Source organism: Homoserinibacter gongjuensis (genome assembly GCF_030161875.1).
GTDB lineage: Bacteria > Actinomycetota > Actinomycetes > Actinomycetales > Microbacteriaceae > Homoserinibacter > Homoserinibacter gongjuensis.
The window spans coordinates 1,033,150-1,051,050 of sequence record NZ_BSVA01000001.1 but is presented as its reverse complement, the minus strand read 5'-3'; the positions used below and the strand labels follow the sequence as shown (position 1 = coordinate 1,051,050).

General features: G+C 69.6%; 20 protein-coding genes and 2 pseudogenes. 15 read left to right on the top strand and 7 right to left on the bottom strand.

The annotated features are described in order from the left end of the window. Positions 1–34 precede the first annotated feature (34 nt). The 5 genes and pseudogenes from QQK29_RS05700 to QQK29_RS05680 all read right to left on the bottom strand — a co-directional run. Positions 35–1,270: pseudogene (locus tag QQK29_RS05700) on the bottom strand (aminotransferase-like domain-containing protein); the annotation flags it as partial. Positions 1,271–1,365: 95 nt separating this feature from the next. Further along, positions 1,366–1,689, bottom strand: coding sequence for a thioredoxin (gene trxA / locus QQK29_RS05695; protein ID WP_284298540.1), 324 nt, complete (start codon positions 1,687–1,689; stop codon positions 1,366–1,368). Between the two features lie 62 nt (positions 1,690–1,751). Further along, positions 1,752–2,708 (bottom strand): thioredoxin-disulfide reductase, encoded by a 957-nt coding sequence (trxB, locus tag QQK29_RS05690; protein ID WP_284298538.1) that lies wholly within the window; start codon positions 2,706–2,708, stop codon positions 1,752–1,754. 92 nt (positions 2,709–2,800) lie between these two features. Beyond that, positions 2,801–4,359: pseudogene (gene murJ, locus QQK29_RS05685) on the bottom strand (murein biosynthesis integral membrane protein MurJ). Between the two features lie 91 nt (positions 4,360–4,450). Continuing rightward, positions 4,451–5,584 carry a DUF6049 family protein gene (locus tag QQK29_RS05680; protein ID WP_348533911.1) on the bottom strand — a complete coding sequence of 378 codons (1,134 nt, stop codon included), beginning with the start codon at positions 5,582–5,584 and terminating at the stop codon, positions 4,451–4,453. Positions 5,585–5,950: 366 nt separating this feature from the next. Here QQK29_RS05680 and QQK29_RS05675 point away from each other — a divergent pair, with 366 nt between their 5' ends. From QQK29_RS05675 to QQK29_RS05610, 14 genes are all read left to right on the top strand, one after another. After that, positions 5,951–6,253 (top strand): hypothetical protein, encoded by a 303-nt coding sequence (locus QQK29_RS05675; RefSeq protein WP_284298536.1) that lies wholly within the window; start codon positions 5,951–5,953, stop codon positions 6,251–6,253. 87 nt (positions 6,254–6,340) lie between these two features. Continuing rightward, the gene (locus QQK29_RS05670) at positions 6,341–7,762 is read left to right on the top strand and encodes a CCA tRNA nucleotidyltransferase (protein WP_284298534.1); all 1,422 of its coding nucleotides are present in this window, start codon (positions 6,341–6,343) and stop codon (positions 7,760–7,762) included. Between the two features lie 120 nt (positions 7,763–7,882). Further along, positions 7,883–8,284, top strand: coding sequence for a 30S ribosomal protein S6 (gene rpsF / locus QQK29_RS05665; protein WP_284298532.1), 402 nt, complete (start codon positions 7,883–7,885; stop codon positions 8,282–8,284). Between the two features lie 3 nt (positions 8,285–8,287). After that, a complete protein-coding gene (locus QQK29_RS05660; protein WP_284298531.1) occupies positions 8,288–8,779 on the top strand; it encodes a single-stranded DNA-binding protein in 492 nt (163 codons plus the stop codon). Between the two features lie 42 nt (positions 8,780–8,821). Beyond that, entirely contained in the window at positions 8,822–9,085 is a 264-nt protein-coding gene (rpsR, locus tag QQK29_RS05655; protein ID WP_284298530.1) for a 30S ribosomal protein S18, read from the top strand. Between the two features lie 11 nt (positions 9,086–9,096). Continuing rightward, entirely contained in the window at positions 9,097–9,549 is a 453-nt protein-coding gene (gene rplI, locus QQK29_RS05650; protein ID WP_284298529.1) for a 50S ribosomal protein L9, read from the top strand. A gap of 426 nt (positions 9,550–9,975) precedes the next feature. Further along, a complete protein-coding gene (dnaB, locus tag QQK29_RS05645; RefSeq protein WP_284298527.1) occupies positions 9,976–11,355 on the top strand; it encodes a replicative DNA helicase in 1,380 nt (459 codons plus the stop codon). A gap of 379 nt (positions 11,356–11,734) precedes the next feature. Continuing rightward, the gene (locus QQK29_RS05640) at positions 11,735–11,977 is read left to right on the top strand and encodes a hypothetical protein (protein WP_284298525.1); all 243 of its coding nucleotides are present in this window, start codon (positions 11,735–11,737) and stop codon (positions 11,975–11,977) included. 25 nt (positions 11,978–12,002) lie between these two features. After that, entirely contained in the window at positions 12,003–12,305 is a 303-nt protein-coding gene (locus QQK29_RS05635; protein WP_348533817.1) for a type II toxin-antitoxin system Phd/YefM family antitoxin, read from the top strand. Beyond that, positions 12,302–12,718, top strand: a complete 417-nt coding sequence (locus QQK29_RS05630; RefSeq protein WP_284298523.1) for a PIN domain-containing protein — start codon at positions 12,302–12,304, stop codon at positions 12,716–12,718. The genes QQK29_RS05635 and QQK29_RS05630 overlap by 4 nt, the downstream gene beginning before the upstream one ends. A gap of 110 nt (positions 12,719–12,828) precedes the next feature. After that, entirely contained in the window at positions 12,829–14,130 is a 1,302-nt protein-coding gene (locus QQK29_RS05625; protein ID WP_284298522.1) for a family 16 glycosylhydrolase, read from the top strand. A gap of 71 nt (positions 14,131–14,201) precedes the next feature. After that, positions 14,202–14,828, top strand: a complete 627-nt coding sequence (locus QQK29_RS05620; protein WP_284298520.1) for a DUF308 domain-containing protein — start codon at positions 14,202–14,204, stop codon at positions 14,826–14,828. A gap of 34 nt (positions 14,829–14,862) precedes the next feature. Then, complete coding sequence (locus tag QQK29_RS05615; RefSeq protein ID WP_284298518.1) at positions 14,863–15,126, top strand: hypothetical protein; 264 nt, start codon at positions 14,863–14,865, stop codon at positions 15,124–15,126. Between the two features lie 201 nt (positions 15,127–15,327). After that, positions 15,328–15,474, top strand: coding sequence for a hypothetical protein (locus tag QQK29_RS05610; protein ID WP_284298516.1), 147 nt, complete (start codon positions 15,328–15,330; stop codon positions 15,472–15,474). A gap of 134 nt (positions 15,475–15,608) precedes the next feature. Here the strand turns inward: QQK29_RS05610 and purB are convergent, their stop codons facing one another. Both purB and QQK29_RS05600 read right to left on the bottom strand, forming a co-directional pair. Next, a complete protein-coding gene (gene purB, locus QQK29_RS05605) occupies positions 15,609–16,967 on the bottom strand; it encodes an adenylosuccinate lyase (protein WP_284301908.1) in 1,359 nt (452 codons plus the stop codon). 19 nt (positions 16,968–16,986) lie between these two features. Beyond that, positions 16,987–17,481, bottom strand: a complete 495-nt coding sequence (locus tag QQK29_RS05600; RefSeq protein WP_284301907.1) for a low molecular weight protein-tyrosine-phosphatase — start codon at positions 17,479–17,481, stop codon at positions 16,987–16,989. A gap of 170 nt (positions 17,482–17,651) precedes the next feature. Here QQK29_RS05600 and QQK29_RS05595 point away from each other — a divergent pair, with 170 nt between their 5' ends. Then, positions 17,652–17,900, top strand: coding sequence for a hypothetical protein (locus tag QQK29_RS05595; protein ID WP_284298514.1), 249 nt, complete (start codon positions 17,652–17,654; stop codon positions 17,898–17,900). Position 17,901: the final 1 nt, after the last annotated feature.

Below are 17,901 nucleotides of genomic sequence, written 5' to 3'. Positions count from 1 at the left end.
TCGACGGGCACGACGGGGAGCGGCGCGGTCTGGTGGAACTCGCCCAGCAGCGCGAGCTCGCCGTTGATGACCGTCGCGAGCCGGCGGATGCCCTCCCGGATGAAGTCGGGTTGCGGGTAGCAGAACGACAGGCGCATGTTGCGCCGCCCGTTCCCGTCGGCGTAGAACGCCGTGCCGGGCGTGTAGGCGACCAGTTCCTTGACGGCGCGCGGCAGCATGGCTTTCGAGTCGAGGTGCTCCGGCATCGTGAGCCACACGTAGAAGCCGCCGGTCGGTACCGTCCAGCTCATCGACGGCAGATACTCGCCGAGCGCCGCGAGCATCGCATCCCGCCGCTCCCGGTAGACGCCTCGGAAGGTGTCGATCTGGCCGCGCCAGTCGGCGGTGTCCATGTACTCCGAGATCACGATCTGCGAGAACGACGAAGGCGACAGGATCGCGGCCTCGTTGGCCAGCACCAGTTTCTCGCGGATGGCGTGGGGTGCGATCGCCCAGCCCACCCGGAGACCGGGCGCGAGTGTCTTCGAGAAGGTGCCGAGATACACGACCCCCTCGTCGTCGATCGAGCGCATGGCCGGCGGCGGCGCCTGGTCGAAGTAGAGCAGGCCGTAGGGGTTGTCCTCGAGCACGAGGATGCCTTCCGCGCGCGCGATCTCGAGGATCTCCACGCGCCGCTCCCAGCTGAGCGTCACGCCCATCGGGTTCTGGAAGCTCGGGATCATGTAGAGGAACTTGATGCGCTTGCCCTCGGCCTTCACGCGCGCGATGGTCTCGCGCAGCGCCTGCGGGTTCAGGCCGTCCGCATCCATCGGCGAATGCACGGTCTCGGCCTGGAACGAGCGGAACACCGTGATCGCGGTGACGTAGCTGGGCCCCTCGGCGATGACGACATCGCCCGGGTCGAGGAACAGCTTCGCGAGCAGCTCGAGGGCGTGCTGCGAGCCGGTCGTGACCACCACGTCGTCGACCGAGCCGTGGATGCCCTCCAAGGCCATGACCTCGAGGATCTGCTCGCGCAGCCGCGGAACCCCTGGCCCGAGCCGTACTGGAGCGCCACGGCGCCCTTCTCGCTGACGGTACGCTCGACGGCCGTCTCGATGAGGTGCTGGGGGAGCGCCGACACGTAGGGCATGCCGCCCGCGAGCGAGACCACCTCGGGCCGGCTCGCGACGGCGAACAGAGCTCGAACCTCGGACGCGGCGAGTCCGGCCGTGCGCGCGGCGTAGTGGCCGTACCACGGATCGAGGTTGGTGCCCTGCGGATGTGTCATGTGCGGTCCGTTCGATCAGTGCCATCCAGGGTAGCCGCACAAACAGCGCGGCCCCCGCTCCGAGGGGGAGCAGGGGCCGCGGGTGTGCGGGTGGCTTAGGCCAGGAACTCGGCGAGGTCGGCCTCGAGCGCCGGCTTCGGCTTGGCGCCGATGACGCGCTTGACGATCTCACCGTTCTGGAACACGTACATCGCCGGAATGGAGGTGATGCCGTACTTCATCGCGGTCTCGGGGTTGTCGTCGACGTCGAGCTTCACGATCGAGATCTTGTCGGCGTGCTCCTCGGCGATCTTGTCGAGGATCGGGGACACGGCACGACACGGGCCGCACCAGGTTGCCCAGAAGTCGACCATGATCGGCTTCTCGGAGCTGAGGACCTCGTCCGCGAACGTGGCGTCGGTGACGGCCTTGGTGGACATGTGCTTCCTTTCGATGGGGATCTCGATGTGCCGCTGGGCGGCGACTCGATGAGCGGAATAGATCAGACGGCGGCGACGGCGGCTGCCTTCTCGGCGTCCTCCAACTCGGCGAGGTAATGCTCGGCGTCGAGCGCAGCCACGACACCGGATCCGGCGGCCGTTGCGGCCTGCTTGTAGGTCGGGTCGATCACGTCGCCCGCCGCGAACACACCGGGCAGGTTGGTGCGCGAGCTGCGCCCCTCCACCGCGATCGTGCCCTCGGGAGCGAGATCGAGCTGGCCGTGCACGAGGTGCGTGCGCGGGTCGGCGCCGATCGCCACGAAGACGCCCTGCACGTCGAGCGTGGTCTCGGTGCCGTCGACCGTGTTGACGATGCCGATGCCCGTGACCTTCTCGTCGCCGTAGATGCTCTTGACCTCGTTGTTCCAGATCACCTGGATCTTCGGGTCGGCGAACGCGCGGTCTTGCATCGCAGCGGATGCGCGGAAGCTGTCCCGACGGTGGATCACGTAGACGATGTCGGCGAAGCGCGTGAGGAAGGTGGCCTCCTCGAGTGCCGAGTCACCGCCGCCGACGACCGCGACCTTGCGCTGGCGGAAGAACGCGCCATCGCACGTGGCACACCACGAGACGCCGTAGCCGGAGAGGCGTTCCTCGTCGGCCAGGCCGAGCTTGCGGTAGGCGGAGCCGGTGGCGTAGATCACGGCGCGCGCCTCGTGCACCTCGCCTGAGCCGAGGGTGACGCGCTTGACCGGGCCGTCGAGCTCGAGCGACAGCACGTCGTCGTAGACGATCTCGGCACCGAAGCGCTCGGCCTGCTTCTGCATGCGGTCCATGAGCTCGGGGCCCATGATGCCCTCGGGGAATCCGGGGTAGTTCTCCACCTCGGTGGTCTTCATGAGCTCGCCGCCGAAGTCGACCGAGCTCGCGATGACGAGCGGTTCGAGGTTGGCGCGAGCCGCGTAGATCGCGGCGGCGTAACCGGCGGGGCCGGAGCCGATGATGATGAGTTGACGCACCGGGGTCTCTCCTGTCGAGGGGGTCGCGAGGTACAACACATCCTAGGTCTGCGGCATTCCGCGGGGACGGCGCGGAAACCCCGCCGCGCGACTCAGCGGGGGCGACGACCGAGGATGCGGCGCAGCGGCGAGAGCCCCGCGCGGGCCTCGGGAACCCGCGCGGCGATGAGGGCGAGTGCGTAGACCACGAGCACCGTGCCGCCCACGAGCACGATCGAGACGAAGGCCGAGAAGCGATCTGCGACCGCGAACCCCGAGCTGAACCCGCCGAGCAGCGCCAGCATCCCGACCCCCACGAGGATCGCGACGATCGCCGCCGCGAGGAAGAGCGCGAGCCGCACGAGCACCCGACGGCCGTCGATGCCCCGCAGTCGGCGACGCAGCACGACCCCCAGCACGATCGCCTGCACGACGCTCGCGACCGACGTGCAGGCGGCGACCGCGACGCCCACGAGATCCGGGCGGGCCGGTGCGATCACGAAGGCCACGACGCCCAGCGCGCCGACCGCGACGGAGCCCTGCACGAGCTGGATGAAGAACGGCGTGCGCGTGTCGGCGAGCGCGAAGAAGGCGCGCTGCAGCACGAACATCGCCGAGAAGGGCACGAGTCCGATCAGGTAGGCCAGCAGCACCGAGGAGATGCCGACGACGGTGTTGGGGTCGAGGCTGAAGAAGGCCGCGAGCGGGATGGCGGCGGCCCCCACGGCCGCGCCGCCCCCCACGACGAGCAGCAGGATGGTGCGCAGGCTGCTCGAGAGGTCGGCGCGGAAGCTGCCCAGGTCGCCCGCCGACGCCGCGGCGCTCATGCGCGTGAAGAACGGGGTCGCGACCGAGAGCGCGAGAATCGAGTGGGGCAGCATGAACAGCAACCACGAGACGTTCAGCACGGCGATCGAGGGGTCATCCCGCCCCGCGAGGCTCGCGACGTTGTTCTGCGCGAGGATCGTGAGCTGGGTGATGACGATCATGCCGAACGTCCAGCCCGCCGCGCGGCCCGCGGTTCCCAGACCCACGCCGCGCCAGCGGAAGTCGGGGCGGAAACGCACCCCGTGCGGGGCCAGAACACGACGAGCACAAGCGCCTGCACGACGATCCCGAGGGTCGCCCCGCCGGCGAGCACCGCCACCTGCTCCGGGGTCCAGCCGGCCGGGTCGGCGTGCGCCGGATCGGTGCCCCAGATATTCGCGAACACGACGACCGAGGCGATCATCACGAGGTTGTTCGCGACGGGCGCCCAGGTGAACGGACCGAACACGCCGCGTGCGTTGAGCACCTCGCCGAGCACCGCGTAAAGCGCGTAGAAGAACACCTGCGGCAGACACCAGTACGCGAACGCCACGGCGAGAGCGAAACCGGATGCGCCGAGGGCACCGCTGGAGGCATCCGTCGTCGAGATCGCGATGAGCACCGGCGCCGCGAGCGTCGTGATCGCACCGATCACGAGCAGGGCCGAGATCGTGAGGGTGAGCAGTCGGCTCACGAAGGCCTGGCCGCCGTCGGCGTGCTTCGCGGCGCGCACGATCTGCGGCACGATCACGGCACTCGTGAGGCCGCCCGCGATGAGCGCGTAGATGTTGGTGGGGAGGGTGTTCGCAAGCGAGAAGGCGTTCGCGGCGGGGTTCTGAACGCCGATGGCCCAGATGAGCACCATCGCGTTGACGAACCCGAGTGCCCGCGACACGAGGGTGCCCGAGGCGATGACGGCGCTCGCGCGACCGATGCCGCCGCGAGTCGCCGCGACGTCAGCCATCGCGTCCCTCGGAGGCGACGTCATCCGCGGTCTCCGACTCGTCTGCCGCCTCACGCTGGCGTCGGGCCCGGCGCCGGGTGACGATGAGGCGCAACAGCCCCGCGACGAAGATCAGCACGAGCACGACGATCACGACGAGCGTGCCGATGCCCTCCCATTCGGCGTGCACGGCGACGCTCGCGTGGCCCGAGTCGAGCGGCACGCCTGTCGGGCTCTCGATCGAGGTGAGCACGGTGACCTGGCCGTTGGCCACCGCCTCCACGGGGATCACGGCGGTCGCCGTCGACTCGGGCTCGACGGTGATGAGCTGCGACTCGAGCACGCGCAGGATCGGGCCCTGCGGATCCACCGTCACGCGCACGTTGACGGGGTAGGGCAGCGAGTTGCTCACCGCGATCTTCACGTTCGCGTGGGCGGCGAGCAGTGCCATGTCACTGCCCTGCTCGAGCTTGACCGACGTCACGATCTCATTCGAGCGTTCCCGGAACGCCGCGACAGCCTCCGTCCAGCCGGCGTCGTCGTCGTGCCAGGCGAGCGCGTAGAGGGCGATGCGCTCGAGGCGGCGTGGGTCGAGCAGCGGGGCCGGATCGTCGAGCACGCTCGAGAACGCCGTCTCGGCGGCGGCGTCGGCGGCCAGCTCGGTGAAGGCGGCCGCACGCTCCTCGCTCGCCACGCCCTCGGTGACACGTCCGGCGACCGGCGTCGTGGCGAGGATGCTGCTGAGCGGCACGAACGCGGCAGCCGACGTGGATTTCAACGCCGCGAGCGTGTCGGGCAGACCCGGCTGGGCGTACGGCCAGGTGCGGTCGAGGGCGAGCACGAGTCCGCGGCCCGGCCGCGCGGCGGCCTCGGCCGCGAGCTGGGCCGTGAGTGCGTCGATGGCCGTCGTGCGCACGCTGGGGGAGGCGGCGCCTGCCGCCGCCTGCAGGTCGGCGGAGAGCGCGTCGTCGACCACGATGCCCTGGATGCCGTCGAGCGCGAGCAGGGGAGCCGCCGGGTCACCCGTGGCTGTGGAGGGGAGGATGACGTCCTGGTAGCCCGCGGCGGCGAGCGCGGCGAGATCGGCGGCCCCGACATCCGCGCTGGGCCACGCGATGCTCGGGAGCGCCGAGTTCCACGCGAGCAGGTCTTCGGTCGTCGGGAACGGGGGCGTCGCATCCGGGTCGACGGGCGTCGTCGGCGTCGGCGTCGGGCTGGGCGCGGGCGTCTCGACGGGGAGAAGTTCGCCGGGTCGAGTGCGAAGTCGAACCCCGAGGGCTGCAGGTCGGCGAGCGTGCCCGAGCGCACCGCGGCGACGAGGTCGGCATCCCCGTACGCGAGCAGGAACACCTCATTCGACAGCACACCGAGCCGGGCGAGCCACTGACGAGCCGACTCGGGGGCGGTCGAACCGAGCACCCGGATGGAGGTGAGGATCATCGGGTCGAGCGCGATCGCGGCGGAGGTTCCCGCGATCGCGTCGAGCTGGCGGGTGAGCGCACCGAATGGACCCGTGAGGGTCTCGAGCTCCTCGGCCGAGACGAGACCGGTCGTGCTGGGCGGCAGCGTCACCGGCGCGATGACGGCCACCGAAACCGGTCCGACGCCGGGGGTGACGGTGACGCTGGCGGGCCGGGTGCCGTCGTTCGCCGGGGGTGCCGGATCAGCGCCGGATGCGGCGCTCGCCGGAACGACGGTCGCGAGGGCGAGACCCGCAGCGAGAACCGCGGAGCCGATCGCGTGCAGAGCGCGGCGGGTCGTCAACGGCACAGCGGGGCACTTCCGATCCACGCGGCCGACATGGTCGAAAGTCTAGATGAGCCGTTCTGAGCGCCTACCCAGCACCGAAACCGTGTTCGCGAGATCGCCGGGCCGCCCGGGCCGCTCGGTAGACTCGACCGTTATGCAACCCGTCGCGGCAGCCGTCGAACGCCTCGGTGCACTCGCCGACTCGCCGCGTATCCGCACGCTCGCGGAGCGGTTCCAGGCCGCCGGTTTCGAGCTCGCGCTCGTGGGCGGGCCCGTGCGCGACGCGTTCCTCGGCCGCGAGTCCCACGACCTCGACTTCACGAGCTCCGCGACCCCCGACGAGATCCTCTCGATCGTCGCGCCGATCGCCGACGCGCACTGGGACATCGGGCGCGCCTTCGGCACCATCGGCGCCCGCTTCGGCGAGCTGACCGTCGAGATCACGACCTACCGTGCTGACGCCTACGACGGCGTCACCCGCAAGCCCGTCGTCGCCTTCGGCGACTCGCTCGAGGGCGACCTGATGCGGCGCGACTTCACCGTCAACGCGATGGCGCTGCGGCTGCCCGAGAAGGTGCTCGTCGACCCCTCGGGCGGGCTCGACGACCTGCTCGCGAAGCGCCTGCGCACGCCGATCGAGCCGGAGGTGTCGTTCGGCGACGACCCCTTGCGGATGCTGCGCGGCGCCCGGTTCACGGCCCAGCTGGGGTTCGCACTCGACCCCGCCGCGGCATCCGCGATCCAGGCGATGGCCGACCGCATCGCGATCGTCTCGGCGGAGCGCATCGGCGAGGAGCTCTCGAAGCTGCTGCTGGCATCCGACCCCGTTCCCGGCATCCGGGTGCTCGTCGACACCGGGCTCGCCGAACTCGTGCTGCCCGAGGTGCCGGCGCTGCGGCTCGAGATCGACGAGCACGCCCACCACAAAGACGTCTACGAGCACTCGCTCACGGCCCTCACCCAGGCGATCGCCCTCGAGCGCTCGCGGGGGCACGAGCCCGACCTCGTGCTGCGCCTCGCCGTGCTGCTGCACGACATCGGCAAGCCCGCCACCCGTCGCATCGAGCCGGGCGGGGCCGTCAGCTTCCACCACCACGACGTGCTCGGCGCCAAGCTCGCCACCAAGCGGCTGCGCGAACTGCGCTTCGACGGCGACACGATCAAGGCGGTCGCGACCCTCATCCGCTTGCACCTGCGGTTCTTCGGCTACGCGGATGCGGCCTGGACGGATGCCGCGGTGCGCCGGTACGTGCGTGACGCGGGGGAACAGCTCGAGCGGCTCCACATCCTCTCCCGCGCGGATGTCACGACCCGCAACCAGCGCAAGGCGGCCCGGCTGCAGCGCGCGTACGACGAGCTCGAGGAGCGCATCGCGGCGTTGGCCTCGGAGGAGGAGCTCGCCGCCATCCGCCCGGACCTCGACGGCGAGCAGATCATGGCCATTCTCGGCATCCGCCCCGGACCCGAGGTGGGGGAGGCCTACCGGTTCCTGCTCGAGCTGCGGCTCGACGAGGGTCCGCTCGGCGCCGAGGAGGCGGAGCGCCGCCTGCGGGCCTGGGCTGCTGGGCGCTCCTGAACCGCGCGCCGCTCGTGTAACATGAACAGGTTGCCCGCGCGCCTGCGCGCGTCGGCACCATGCATCAACCCTCCTGCTGCAGAGACTCTGCAGCCGTTCTAGTCCGAAGGAGGTGGGTCAATGACGCATCAGTATGAGTTGATGGTGATTCTCGATCCCGAGATCGATGAGCGCACCGTCGCACCCAGCCTGGACAAGTTCCTCGGTGTCATCCGCAACGACGGGGGCACCATCGAGAACGTCGACATCTGGGGTCGTCGCCGCCTGGCGTACGAGATCCAGAAGAAGTCCGAGGGCATCTACGCCGTCGTCAACTTCACCGCGACGAGCGAGGCCACGCTCGAGCTCGACCGCCAGCTGAAGCTCTCGGAGGCCGTGCTGCGCACCAAGGTGCTGCGCGCCGAGGAGGCCGTCGCCCGCGCCGGCAAGCTCGCCGCCGCCGACGAGGCGAAGGCGGCTCGCAAGGCCGCTCGCCCCGCGAAGGCAACCGCTGCAGCCGCAGCCGCCAAGGACGCCGAGTAGGCCATGGCCGGCGAGACCATCATCACGGTCGTGGGAAACCTCACCGCCGACCCGGAGCTGCGCTACACGCAGACCGGGCTCGCGGTCGCGAACTTCACGATCGCCTCGACGCCGCGCAATTTCGATCGCGCGAGCAACGAGTGGAAGGACGGCGAGGCGCTGTTCCTCCGCGCGTCGTGCTGGCGTGAGTTCGCCGAGCATGTCGCCGGATCGCTCACCAAGGGCAGCCGCGTCATCGCGACCGGTCGCCTCAAGCAGCGCTCCTACGACGACCGCGACGGCAACAAGCGCACCGCGATCGAGCTCGAGGTCGACGAGATCGGCCCGAGCCTGCGCTACGCGACCGCGCAGGTGACCCGCGCATCCGGTGGCAGCGGCGGTGGTCGCTCCCAGGGTGCCGTCGCCGACGAGCCGTGGGCGGCCTCTGCGCCGTCGGCCGGCGGAGGCGACGTGTGGAACGCCCCCGGTAACTACTCCGACGAGACCCCGTTCTGATCCTCAGCTGATCAGACCGCATAGCTAAGAAGGAATACAGCAATGGCTGGAAAGAGCAGCGGCGGCAACGACCGCCGCAAGCGCGGGCCCAAGGGTGGCAAGAACGCCGCTCCCGCGAAGTCGATCAAGGTCGGCGTCATCGACTACAAGGATGTCGCCACCCTGCGCAAGTTCATCTCGGAGCGCGGCAAGATCCGTGCCCGTCGTATCACCGGTGTCTCCGTGCAGGAGCAGCGCCTCATCGCCCGCGCCGTCAAGAACGCGCGCGAGATGGCGCTCCTCCCGTACGCGGGCTCGGGCCGCTAGGAGGCAACGGAATGTCGAAGCTCATCCTCACCTCCGAAGTGACCGGACTCGGTTCGGCCGGAGACGTCGTCGATGTCAAGAACGGCTACGCGCGCAACTACCTCATCCCGCAGGGCTTCGCCGTGTCGTGGAGCCGTGGTGGCGAGAAGCAGATCGAGCAGATCAAGGCGGCCCGTGCCGCCCGCGAGCTCGCCACGCTCGAGGACGCGCAGGCCCTCAAGGCCAAGCTCGAAGAGTCGCCCATCAAGCTGACCGTCAAGGCCGGCCGCGAGGGTCGTCTGTTCGGCTCGGTGAAGACCGCGGATGTCGCATCCGCGGTCGAGGCCGCCGGTCTCGGTTCGATCGACAAGCAGACCATCGAGCTCGCCTCGGCGGTCAAGTCGACGGGTCGCTACGAGGCCACTGTGCGTCTGCGCGAAGACGTCGTCGCGGCTCTCCAGCTGGACGTCGTCGCGGCGAAGTAGTCCGCCTTTTCCGGTAGCGGCGTGCCCCTGCGGGGTGCGCCGCTACTGTGTTTTCGGGGTCGTTGTCAAGAGGTCTTTCCACATGCAGCATCCGGAATCCCACAACTCTCAACCTGCACTCTAAACATCTTTCTACACACAGGATGTGAAAACAGAAACCCCAGGTCAGGCTGGAGTTATCGACGATAACGCCGAAGTTATCCACGGATCGCTCCACAGCTTCTTCACATCGGTGGCGGCGTTTCCCGCCGCTCCTCCACAGGCTCATCCACAGGGCGGCTTGAAGCCCCCTCATGGGCTCCCTAGCGTGACATCCGGTGTGAGGATCCCGACCTCGACCCCTACCACCCCTCGTCCGGGAGGCGCGGCGCGCCTGCGCCTCGATGTCGGTGGCCGCACGTAGTTTCCGCCTCGAAAGGAGCATCCGTGTCGATCGCCCATCTGGGACTCGCGCCCGAGGCCGAGCGTCCGCGCGACGGCTGGCAGGGCGAGCGCACGCCACCCCACGATCTGCTCGCGGAGCAGAGCGCGATCGGCGGCATGCTCCTCAGCAAAGACGCTGTGGCAGACGTGCTCGAGGCGGTGCGCTCGGTCGACTTCTACATCCCGAAGCACGAGATCATCTTCGACTCGATCCTCACGCTCTACTCCCATGGCGAGCCCACCGATGTGATCGCCGTGACCGACGAGCTCACCAAGTCGGGCAATCTGCAGCGCGCCGGCGGCCCTGAGTACCTGCACACGCTCACCGGCCTCGTGCCCACGGCCGCGAACGCCGGCTACTACGCGTCGATCGTCGCGGAGAAGGCGGTGCTGCGCCGCCTGGTCGAGGCGGGCACCCGCATCGTGCAGATGGGATACGCGAGCGAGGGCGAGGTCACCGACCTCGTCAACAACGCCCAGGCCGAGATCTACGGTGTCGCCGGGGGCGTCGAGGCCGAGGACTACGTGCCCCTCGTGCAGGCCATCGAAGCCGCTACCGAAGAGATCGAGCACGCGAGCGGGCGCGACGGCAGCATGACCGGCGTTCCGACCGGATTCGCCGAGCTCGACACCCTCACCAACGGTCTCCACCCGGGCCAGCTGATTCTCATCGCGGCACGTCCGGCACTTGGCAAGTCGACGCTCGCGCTCGACTTCGCGCGCGCGGCCGCGATCACCAACGACATGCCCGCGATCTTCTTCTCACTCGAGATGGGGCGCAGCGAGATCGCGATGCGCTTGCTGTCGGCCGAGTCGAACATCTTCCTGCAGAAGCTGCGCAAGGGTGACGTGCGCAGCGAGGACTGGACGACCCTCGCCTCCACGCGCGGCCGCATCGCCGACGCGCCGCTCTACATCGACGACAGCCCCAACATGACGCTCGTCGAGATCCGTGCCAAGTGCCGACGGCTCAAGCAGAAGGCGGGCCTGAAGCTCGTCGTCATCGACTACCTGCAGCTCATGACCTCGGGCAAGCGCGTCGAGAGCCGCCAGCAGGAGGTCTCGGAGTTCTCTCGCGCGCTCAAGCTGCTCGCGAAGGAGCTGCAGGTGCCGGTGATCGCGCTCTCGCAGCTCAACCGTGGCCCGGAGCAGCGCGTCGACAAGAAGCCCGCGCTCTCCGATCTGCGTGAATCCGGGTCGCTCGAGCAGGACGCCGACATGGTCATCCTGCTGCACCGCGAGTCGGCCTACGAGAAGGAGTCGTCGCGCCCGGGCGAGGCCGACCTCATCATCGCCAAGCACCGCAACGGTCCGACCGGCACGGTCACGGTCGCCTTCCAGGGCGCCTTCTCCCGCTTCGCCGACATGGCGCCGGCTGTCTAGCCACTCCTCCCCAGGGTGGACGGCATCCACTTCTCCACGGATCGGCGGCCGCCCGAGAAGCGCCGCACGCTCGCGCGCGACGATGAGCCATGCCCTCTCCCTCCGCAACGGCCGCGGCCTCGAGCAACGTGTCGGTGATCCACCTTCCCGCGGTCGACAGCGCATCCGTCGAGCAGGTGCGGATGCAGCTGGGCAGGATCAAAGACGCCCTGCCCAAGTTCGGGGTGACGATCTCGAGCCATTTGGCAGATCCGGTGCCCGACCCACCGCCGCACTGCGAGATGTTCACGATGGCCGTGCTGCTGATCGAGACCGTGCTCGAGAAGCGACCCGAAGCGTTCCTCACGAGTGTCATGCGGAACTGGCCATCCTGCTCGCGATGCCCGGCATCCCCCAACCGTCCATCGTGCAGATCGCATTCGGGCGGGAAGCGGGCGAGCGGAATGTGGAGAAGATGGCGCGCCTGCTGCATGACGCCCGGCGGGAGGGGATGAGCGTCGATGATCTCGTCGCCGAGCGCAGCCGATCCGGCAGCCTTCCGCGCGGGCATCTGTTGGCCGCCGGCTTGGCGGCGCACATGGCCTCCGCGACTCCGGAATGGCTGGGGGAGCGCACGGCATGACGCGGGAGTACAACCACGTACACGTATGTACAATTCTGGTATGCGGAGGATCAACGTGAGCCAGGCACGCCAGACGCTGCCCGCACAGCTCGACCGCGTGGCGGCGGGAGAAGAGGTCTCGATCACGCGACACGGGCGGGTCGTCGCCGTGCTGGTGCGACCCGATGTGCTCGCGTCCCGTCGCGCTTCTGCGGCCTGGGACCGTTCCGCTCACGTCGCCGCACTCCTGGAGACCGCGCGCACCCAGCCGGTGCGCACCGCGGCGATCGATGACGAACGCGCCGGACAGCTCGCCGAAGCCGCTCGCGCGAGCAGGTCGGGGAGATGAGCGAAACCATCGCCTTCGACGCCGACGTTCTCATCTACGCGGCGGCCCGCGACCATCCGATCGGCGTGCAGGTCGCCCGCCTGTTCGCTGCGGATGAGATCGCTCGTGTCGGCTCCGTTCTGCTGTTGACCGAGGTGCTGGCCAAGCCCATGCGCGACGACCCCGCATCCGACGAGACCGCCGCGTTGCTGAGCCTTCTCAGTCGGCTCGACCTCCGACCGCTCGATGACGCGACCTCACGGCTCGCACTCGTGCTCGCGGTCACCTACGGGCTGCGGGCGGCAGACGCGGCTCATCTCGCCACGGCGGTGGCCGCCGGTGCCGACCGCTTCCTCACCAACAATCGCAAGGACTTTCCGCAGACCATCGACGAGATCGACATCGTCTACCCGGACGAACTCGCCACCGGCTGACCGGCATTCACCCTTGCGGTCGCCGCCGCGCGCCGGTACCGTCGTGCGCGGGTGAGTGACACGAGTCACTACCAGGCACGGCCCGGACGGCGACGAAGCCGGGAGGTCACATGTTCCACCGCAGTGCAGCACGACCCAGCCACCAGACCGCCACGAATCCGCGGCGACGACGCCGCTCGCGCTTGCTGCTGGCAGCACTCGCGGCGGGCGCACTCGTCGTGCCCCTGCAGACGGGGGCCGACCTCGCAGCGGCGCCCGCCGCATCCGCTGCCGGCCAGCTCGTGTGGGCCGACGAGTTCAACGGTGCGGCCGGCTCGGCGCCCAACCCGGCCGTGTGGACCCACGAGCTCGGCGCGAGCGGATGGGGCAACAACGAGCTGCAGAACTACGTCAACTCGCGGTCCAACTCGGCCATGGACGGCACCGGCAACCTCGTCATCACGGCCCGCCGCGACGGAGCCGGCTACACCTCCGCTCGCCTCGCCACCAACGACAAGGTCGAACTGCAGTACGGCCGCATCGAGGCGAGCATCAAGATCCCGCGTGGGCAGGGCATCTGGCCCGCCTTCTGGATGCTGGGCGCCGGCTTCCCGCAGACGAGCTGGCCCAACTCGGGCGAGATCGACATCATGGAGAACATCGGACGCGAGCCGCACCTCGTGCACGGCACGGTGCACGGACCCGGCTACTCGGGCGCGAATGGCATCAGCGGCACCTATCAGCACCCGCAGGGCTGGTCGTTCGCCGACACCTGGCACACCTTCGCGATCGACTGGAAGCCGGGCGAGATCACCTGGTTCGTCGACGGCCAGCAGTACCACCGAGTGACGCGTGCGAGCGTGGGCGGCAACCAGTGGGTGTTCGATCAGAAGTTCTTCCTCATCCTGAACCTCGCCGTGGGCGGCGACTGGCCGGGCTACCCCGACGGCTCGACGCAGTTCCCGCAGCAGATGTTCGTGGACTACATCCATGTGTTCGACAACGGCTCGTCGACGGGCGGTGGCGGGTCGGGCTTGCCGACCGGCACGAGTGCGATCCGGGCGACCGCGAACACGGGGTTGTGCCTCGATGTGCCGTGGGCGGATGCCACCGACACGAACCGCATCCAGCTCGCGTGGTGCAACGGCAACGCCGCACAGAGCTGGACGCGTGGGGCGGATGGCAGCATCCGAGCGCTCGGCAAGTGCCTGGATGTCGCCCGCAGCGGAACCGCGAACGGCACCGTCGTGTGGTTGTACACCTGCAACGGCACGGGCGCGCAGAAGTGGACGTACGACTCCGCGACGCGGGCGCTGAAGAACCCGCAGTCGGGCAAGTGCCTCGACGCGACGAACGGGGCGCCGCTGTTCGACGGGCAGAAGATGCAGCTCTACACCTGCAACCAGACAGACGCCCAACGCTGGAGCTTCTGACGCAGGCGGGCCTCGGGGCGACCATGCGCCCGAGGCCCGCCCTCTGCCCCGGGCGAACGTAGGATGGAGCCGTGTCCGAAGCCTCTCCCGCTCTCGGAGCGCCGGATACCTGGGTCGCTCCGCTCGCCCGTGCGCTGCCTGCGCTCGTGCTGGGGCTCGTGATCACCTTCAGCCAGGATCACTCCGCACGGCTCGGCCTCGCCGGGTTCGGGGTGTTCGCGGTCGTGACGGCTGCCGTGCTGCTGGCGTCGGGGCTGCGTGCCGACCGGTCCGTGCGTGGCCTCGTGCTGCTGCAGGGCGTCGTGACCGCCGTTGCGGGAATCGCCGCTCTCGTGCTGCCGAGCGGCGGCCTCGGGTACTTCGTGCCGGTGGTGAGCGCCTGGGCGATCGTGACCGGCGCGCTCGAGGCGGTCAACGGCATCCGCTTCCGTCGCGCCCGAGCAGCGGCGCGCGACTGGCTCTTCACGGGTGTGCTCACGGCGATGCTCGGGCTCGTCTTCCTGCTCGTGCCCCAGGACTACGCCGACAGCTACGCCGTCGCGGACGCGGCCGACGGCACCGTCTCGGGCGTCGTGACGGCCGACATCCTGCTCGTGGGCATCCTGGGAGCCTGGGCCATCATCCTCGGTGTGCAGCTCGCGATTGTGGCGTTCTCGCTGCGCGCGCCGCGCCCGGTCTCCACGAAGGTGAGTGCATGAACGACACGACCCCCACCCCTCGCGCCGCGAACGCATGCGCCCGGTCGAGCTGCTCGTGATGGCAGGCGTGTTCGGTGTCTTCGTGGGCCTCTTCGTGTTCATGGGCACGCGCGAGTGGGCGCTCGCGCTCATCATGGCGGGCGTCGCGTTCGTCGCCTCGCTGGTGTTCATCGCGACGCTGCTCATCGCGGTCGCCCCGAAGAGCGGCGACCGCGTCGACCCCGTCGATCCGGATGCGCCCACCGGCACCGCAGGCTCGGTGCACCGCGATCCTCACCCGGGGCCCCGCGAGCACTGAGGCGCGGGCGTCGGGTTGACCGTCGCCTCGGCCTCGTCGCTGTGTCGAAAATGCAGGAGTCTCGGCGCGCATTCCCCACGCGTCCGGGCCTCCGCTGCCCGCAGCCGGGCAATTCTCCTGCATTTTCGACGTAGCCGGACGGATGCGGCGGTGCCGGACATGTGGGAGTAGTCACTCACCACATCGGGCACAGGAGCGCCCATGTTCGACGCCGACCCGCTCGGTGAGCCGCTCGCGGCATCCGCATCCGCGACGACAGCTCGAACGCCGGAGCTGCGCGAGGAACTCACGCGCATGGCGGGCGCATCCGTGCGAGAAATGCAGGAGTTGCCAAGGCCGAGCCCCTGAGATCCGGGCTCCGGCATCCCGTGCTGGCCCGATCTCCTGCATTTCTCGCAGGCGGGAGGCGATGGGTGGATGCGTATGCCGCCCGATGGGGCGGTCACCCCAGCCGCGGCCGACGCAGCTGAGCCCCGCCGCGCTCAGCCGAGGTAGTCGACGAGCTCCGAGGCGAGTCCCGTGTACGTCGCCGGGGTGAGCGCCAGCAGGCGCTCCTTCGCCGCGTCGCCGATGTCGAGTCCGCGGATGAAGTCGGCGAGGTCGGAGGCGGTCGCCCGCTTGCCGCGGGTCAGCTCCTTGAGCAGGGCGTACGGGTCGGCGATCCTCGAGCGGCCGGCGGCCACCTCGGCGCGGATGACGGTCTGGATCGCCTCGCCGAGCACCTCCCAGTTGGCGTCGAGGTCGGCGGCCAGCGCGTCCGGGTTCACCGCGATCTCGCCGAGGCCCTTGAGCAGGTTGTCGAGGGCGAGCAGCGAGTGTCCGAGGGCGACGCCGATGTTGCGCTGCGTCGTCGAGTCGGTGAGGTCGCGCTGCAGGCGACTCGTCGTGAGGGTTGCCGCGAGCGAGTCGAGCAGGGCGCACGAGAGCTCGAGGTTGGCCTCGGCGTTCTCGAAGCGGATGGGGTTGATCTTGTGCGGCATGGTCGACGAGCCGGTCGCCCCCGCCTGCGGGATCTGGGTGAGATATCCCATCGAGATGTAGGTCCAGACATCCGTCGCCAGGTTGTGCAGGATGCGATTGGCGTGCGCGATGCGACCGAAGAGCTCGGCCTGGCCGTCGTGCGACTCGATCTGGGTCGTGAGGGGGTTCCAGTCGAGGCCGAGCGAGGTGACGAACTCGCGCGAGATCGACGTCCATTCGGCGCTCGGCTCAGCCACTAGGTGGGCGGAGAAGGTGCCGGTGGCGCCGGAGAACTTGGCGGGGAACTCGACGGCGGCGATCCGCATCCGCTGGCGCTGCAGGCGGTGCACGACCACCGCGAGCTCCTTGCCGAAGGTCGTCGGGGTGGCCGGCTGCCCGTGGGTGTGGGCGAGCATCGGCTGGTCGCGCTGTTCGAGGGCGAGGGTGCGCAGCTTCTCCACGACGGCGTCGAACCGCGGGAGCCAGACCTGCTGCACGGCGGCGCGCAGTGTGATGCCATAGGAGAGGTTGTTGATGTCTTCGCTCGTGCAGGCGAAGTGGGTGAGCTCGGCGAGGTGATCGAGGCCCTGCGCGGTGAGTCGGGCACGCACGAGGTACTCGACGGCCTTGACGTCGTGACGCGTGGTCGCCTCCAGGCGCGCGAGCTCATCGATCTCGGGCTGCCCGAAGTGCTCGGCCCACGCCCGCAGCGCCTCGGCCTGCTGCGCCTCGACGGGCGTCACCCCGAACATCCCGCGGGCCGCGAGGAACAGCAGCCACTCCACCTCGACGCGCACGCGGGCGCGATTGAGACCCGCCTCCGAGAGGTGCTCGCCGAGCGGCTCGACCGAGGTGCGGTAGCGACCGTCGAGCGGGCTCAGGGGCTGCGGGGAAGCGGACTCATGGGACTCCCTGTCGGATGGCGGGTTCGAGCTGCCGGAACAGCGAGGCGCACGCCCGCTCGATCGCGAGGAGCACGGTGTCGAACATGGCGGCGTCCGAATAATACGGATCCGGTACGTCCATCGTGCCCGATGCCTCGGGGTCGAAGCTCATCAGCAGCTGTACCTTGCTGCGATCCGCGTCGTTGGAGGCCCACTGACGCAGGATGCGCTCGTGGCCGCGGTCGAACGCGACCACGAGGTCGAGCTCGGGGTACCAGGTCGGGTCGAACTGCCGGGCACGGTGCCGCGTGGCGTCGTGGCCGTGCGCGTCGAGCGCGGCGATCGTGCGCGGGTCGGCCCGCTCGCCGACGTGCCAATCGCCCGTCGCGGCGGAGGTCACCGAGACGATCGAGCCGTAGCCCTTCGTCGTGACGATGTCGCGCATGATGGCCTCGGCCATCGGCGAGCGGCAGATGTTGCCCGTGCACACGAAGCAGATGCGGAAGACCATCGGGTCGCTCGTCCGCGGGTCGCTCACCCGCCCATTGTGGCGCGTCCTTCCGAACCGCGGCACCCTCCTTCCGAATCAAACTCGTGACGAGTTCTCCCCGGATGTGGCTTCCGCCGCCCCGGTGGTTCGGCGGGACGCCCAGCATGGTCGCATCGTCGAAAGGAGCCCGGATGCCCGCCAATCCGCTCGAGCTCGAGCGCGCCCGAGATCGCCTCGTGCAACTCGTGGGACTGCAGCGCGACGCCGCGCTGCGCGCCGGCCATCTTCCCCGGATCGGCCCGGAGGCGTGGCGCGGACCCGCATACGAGCTGTACGCGCTGCGGGTCGACGCGATCGCCGACCGCCTGCGCACGGCGGCGGCCGAACTCGCGGATGCCGTCCACGCGGCGCGTCGGGAGGTGCTCGATGCTGCCGGCTGAG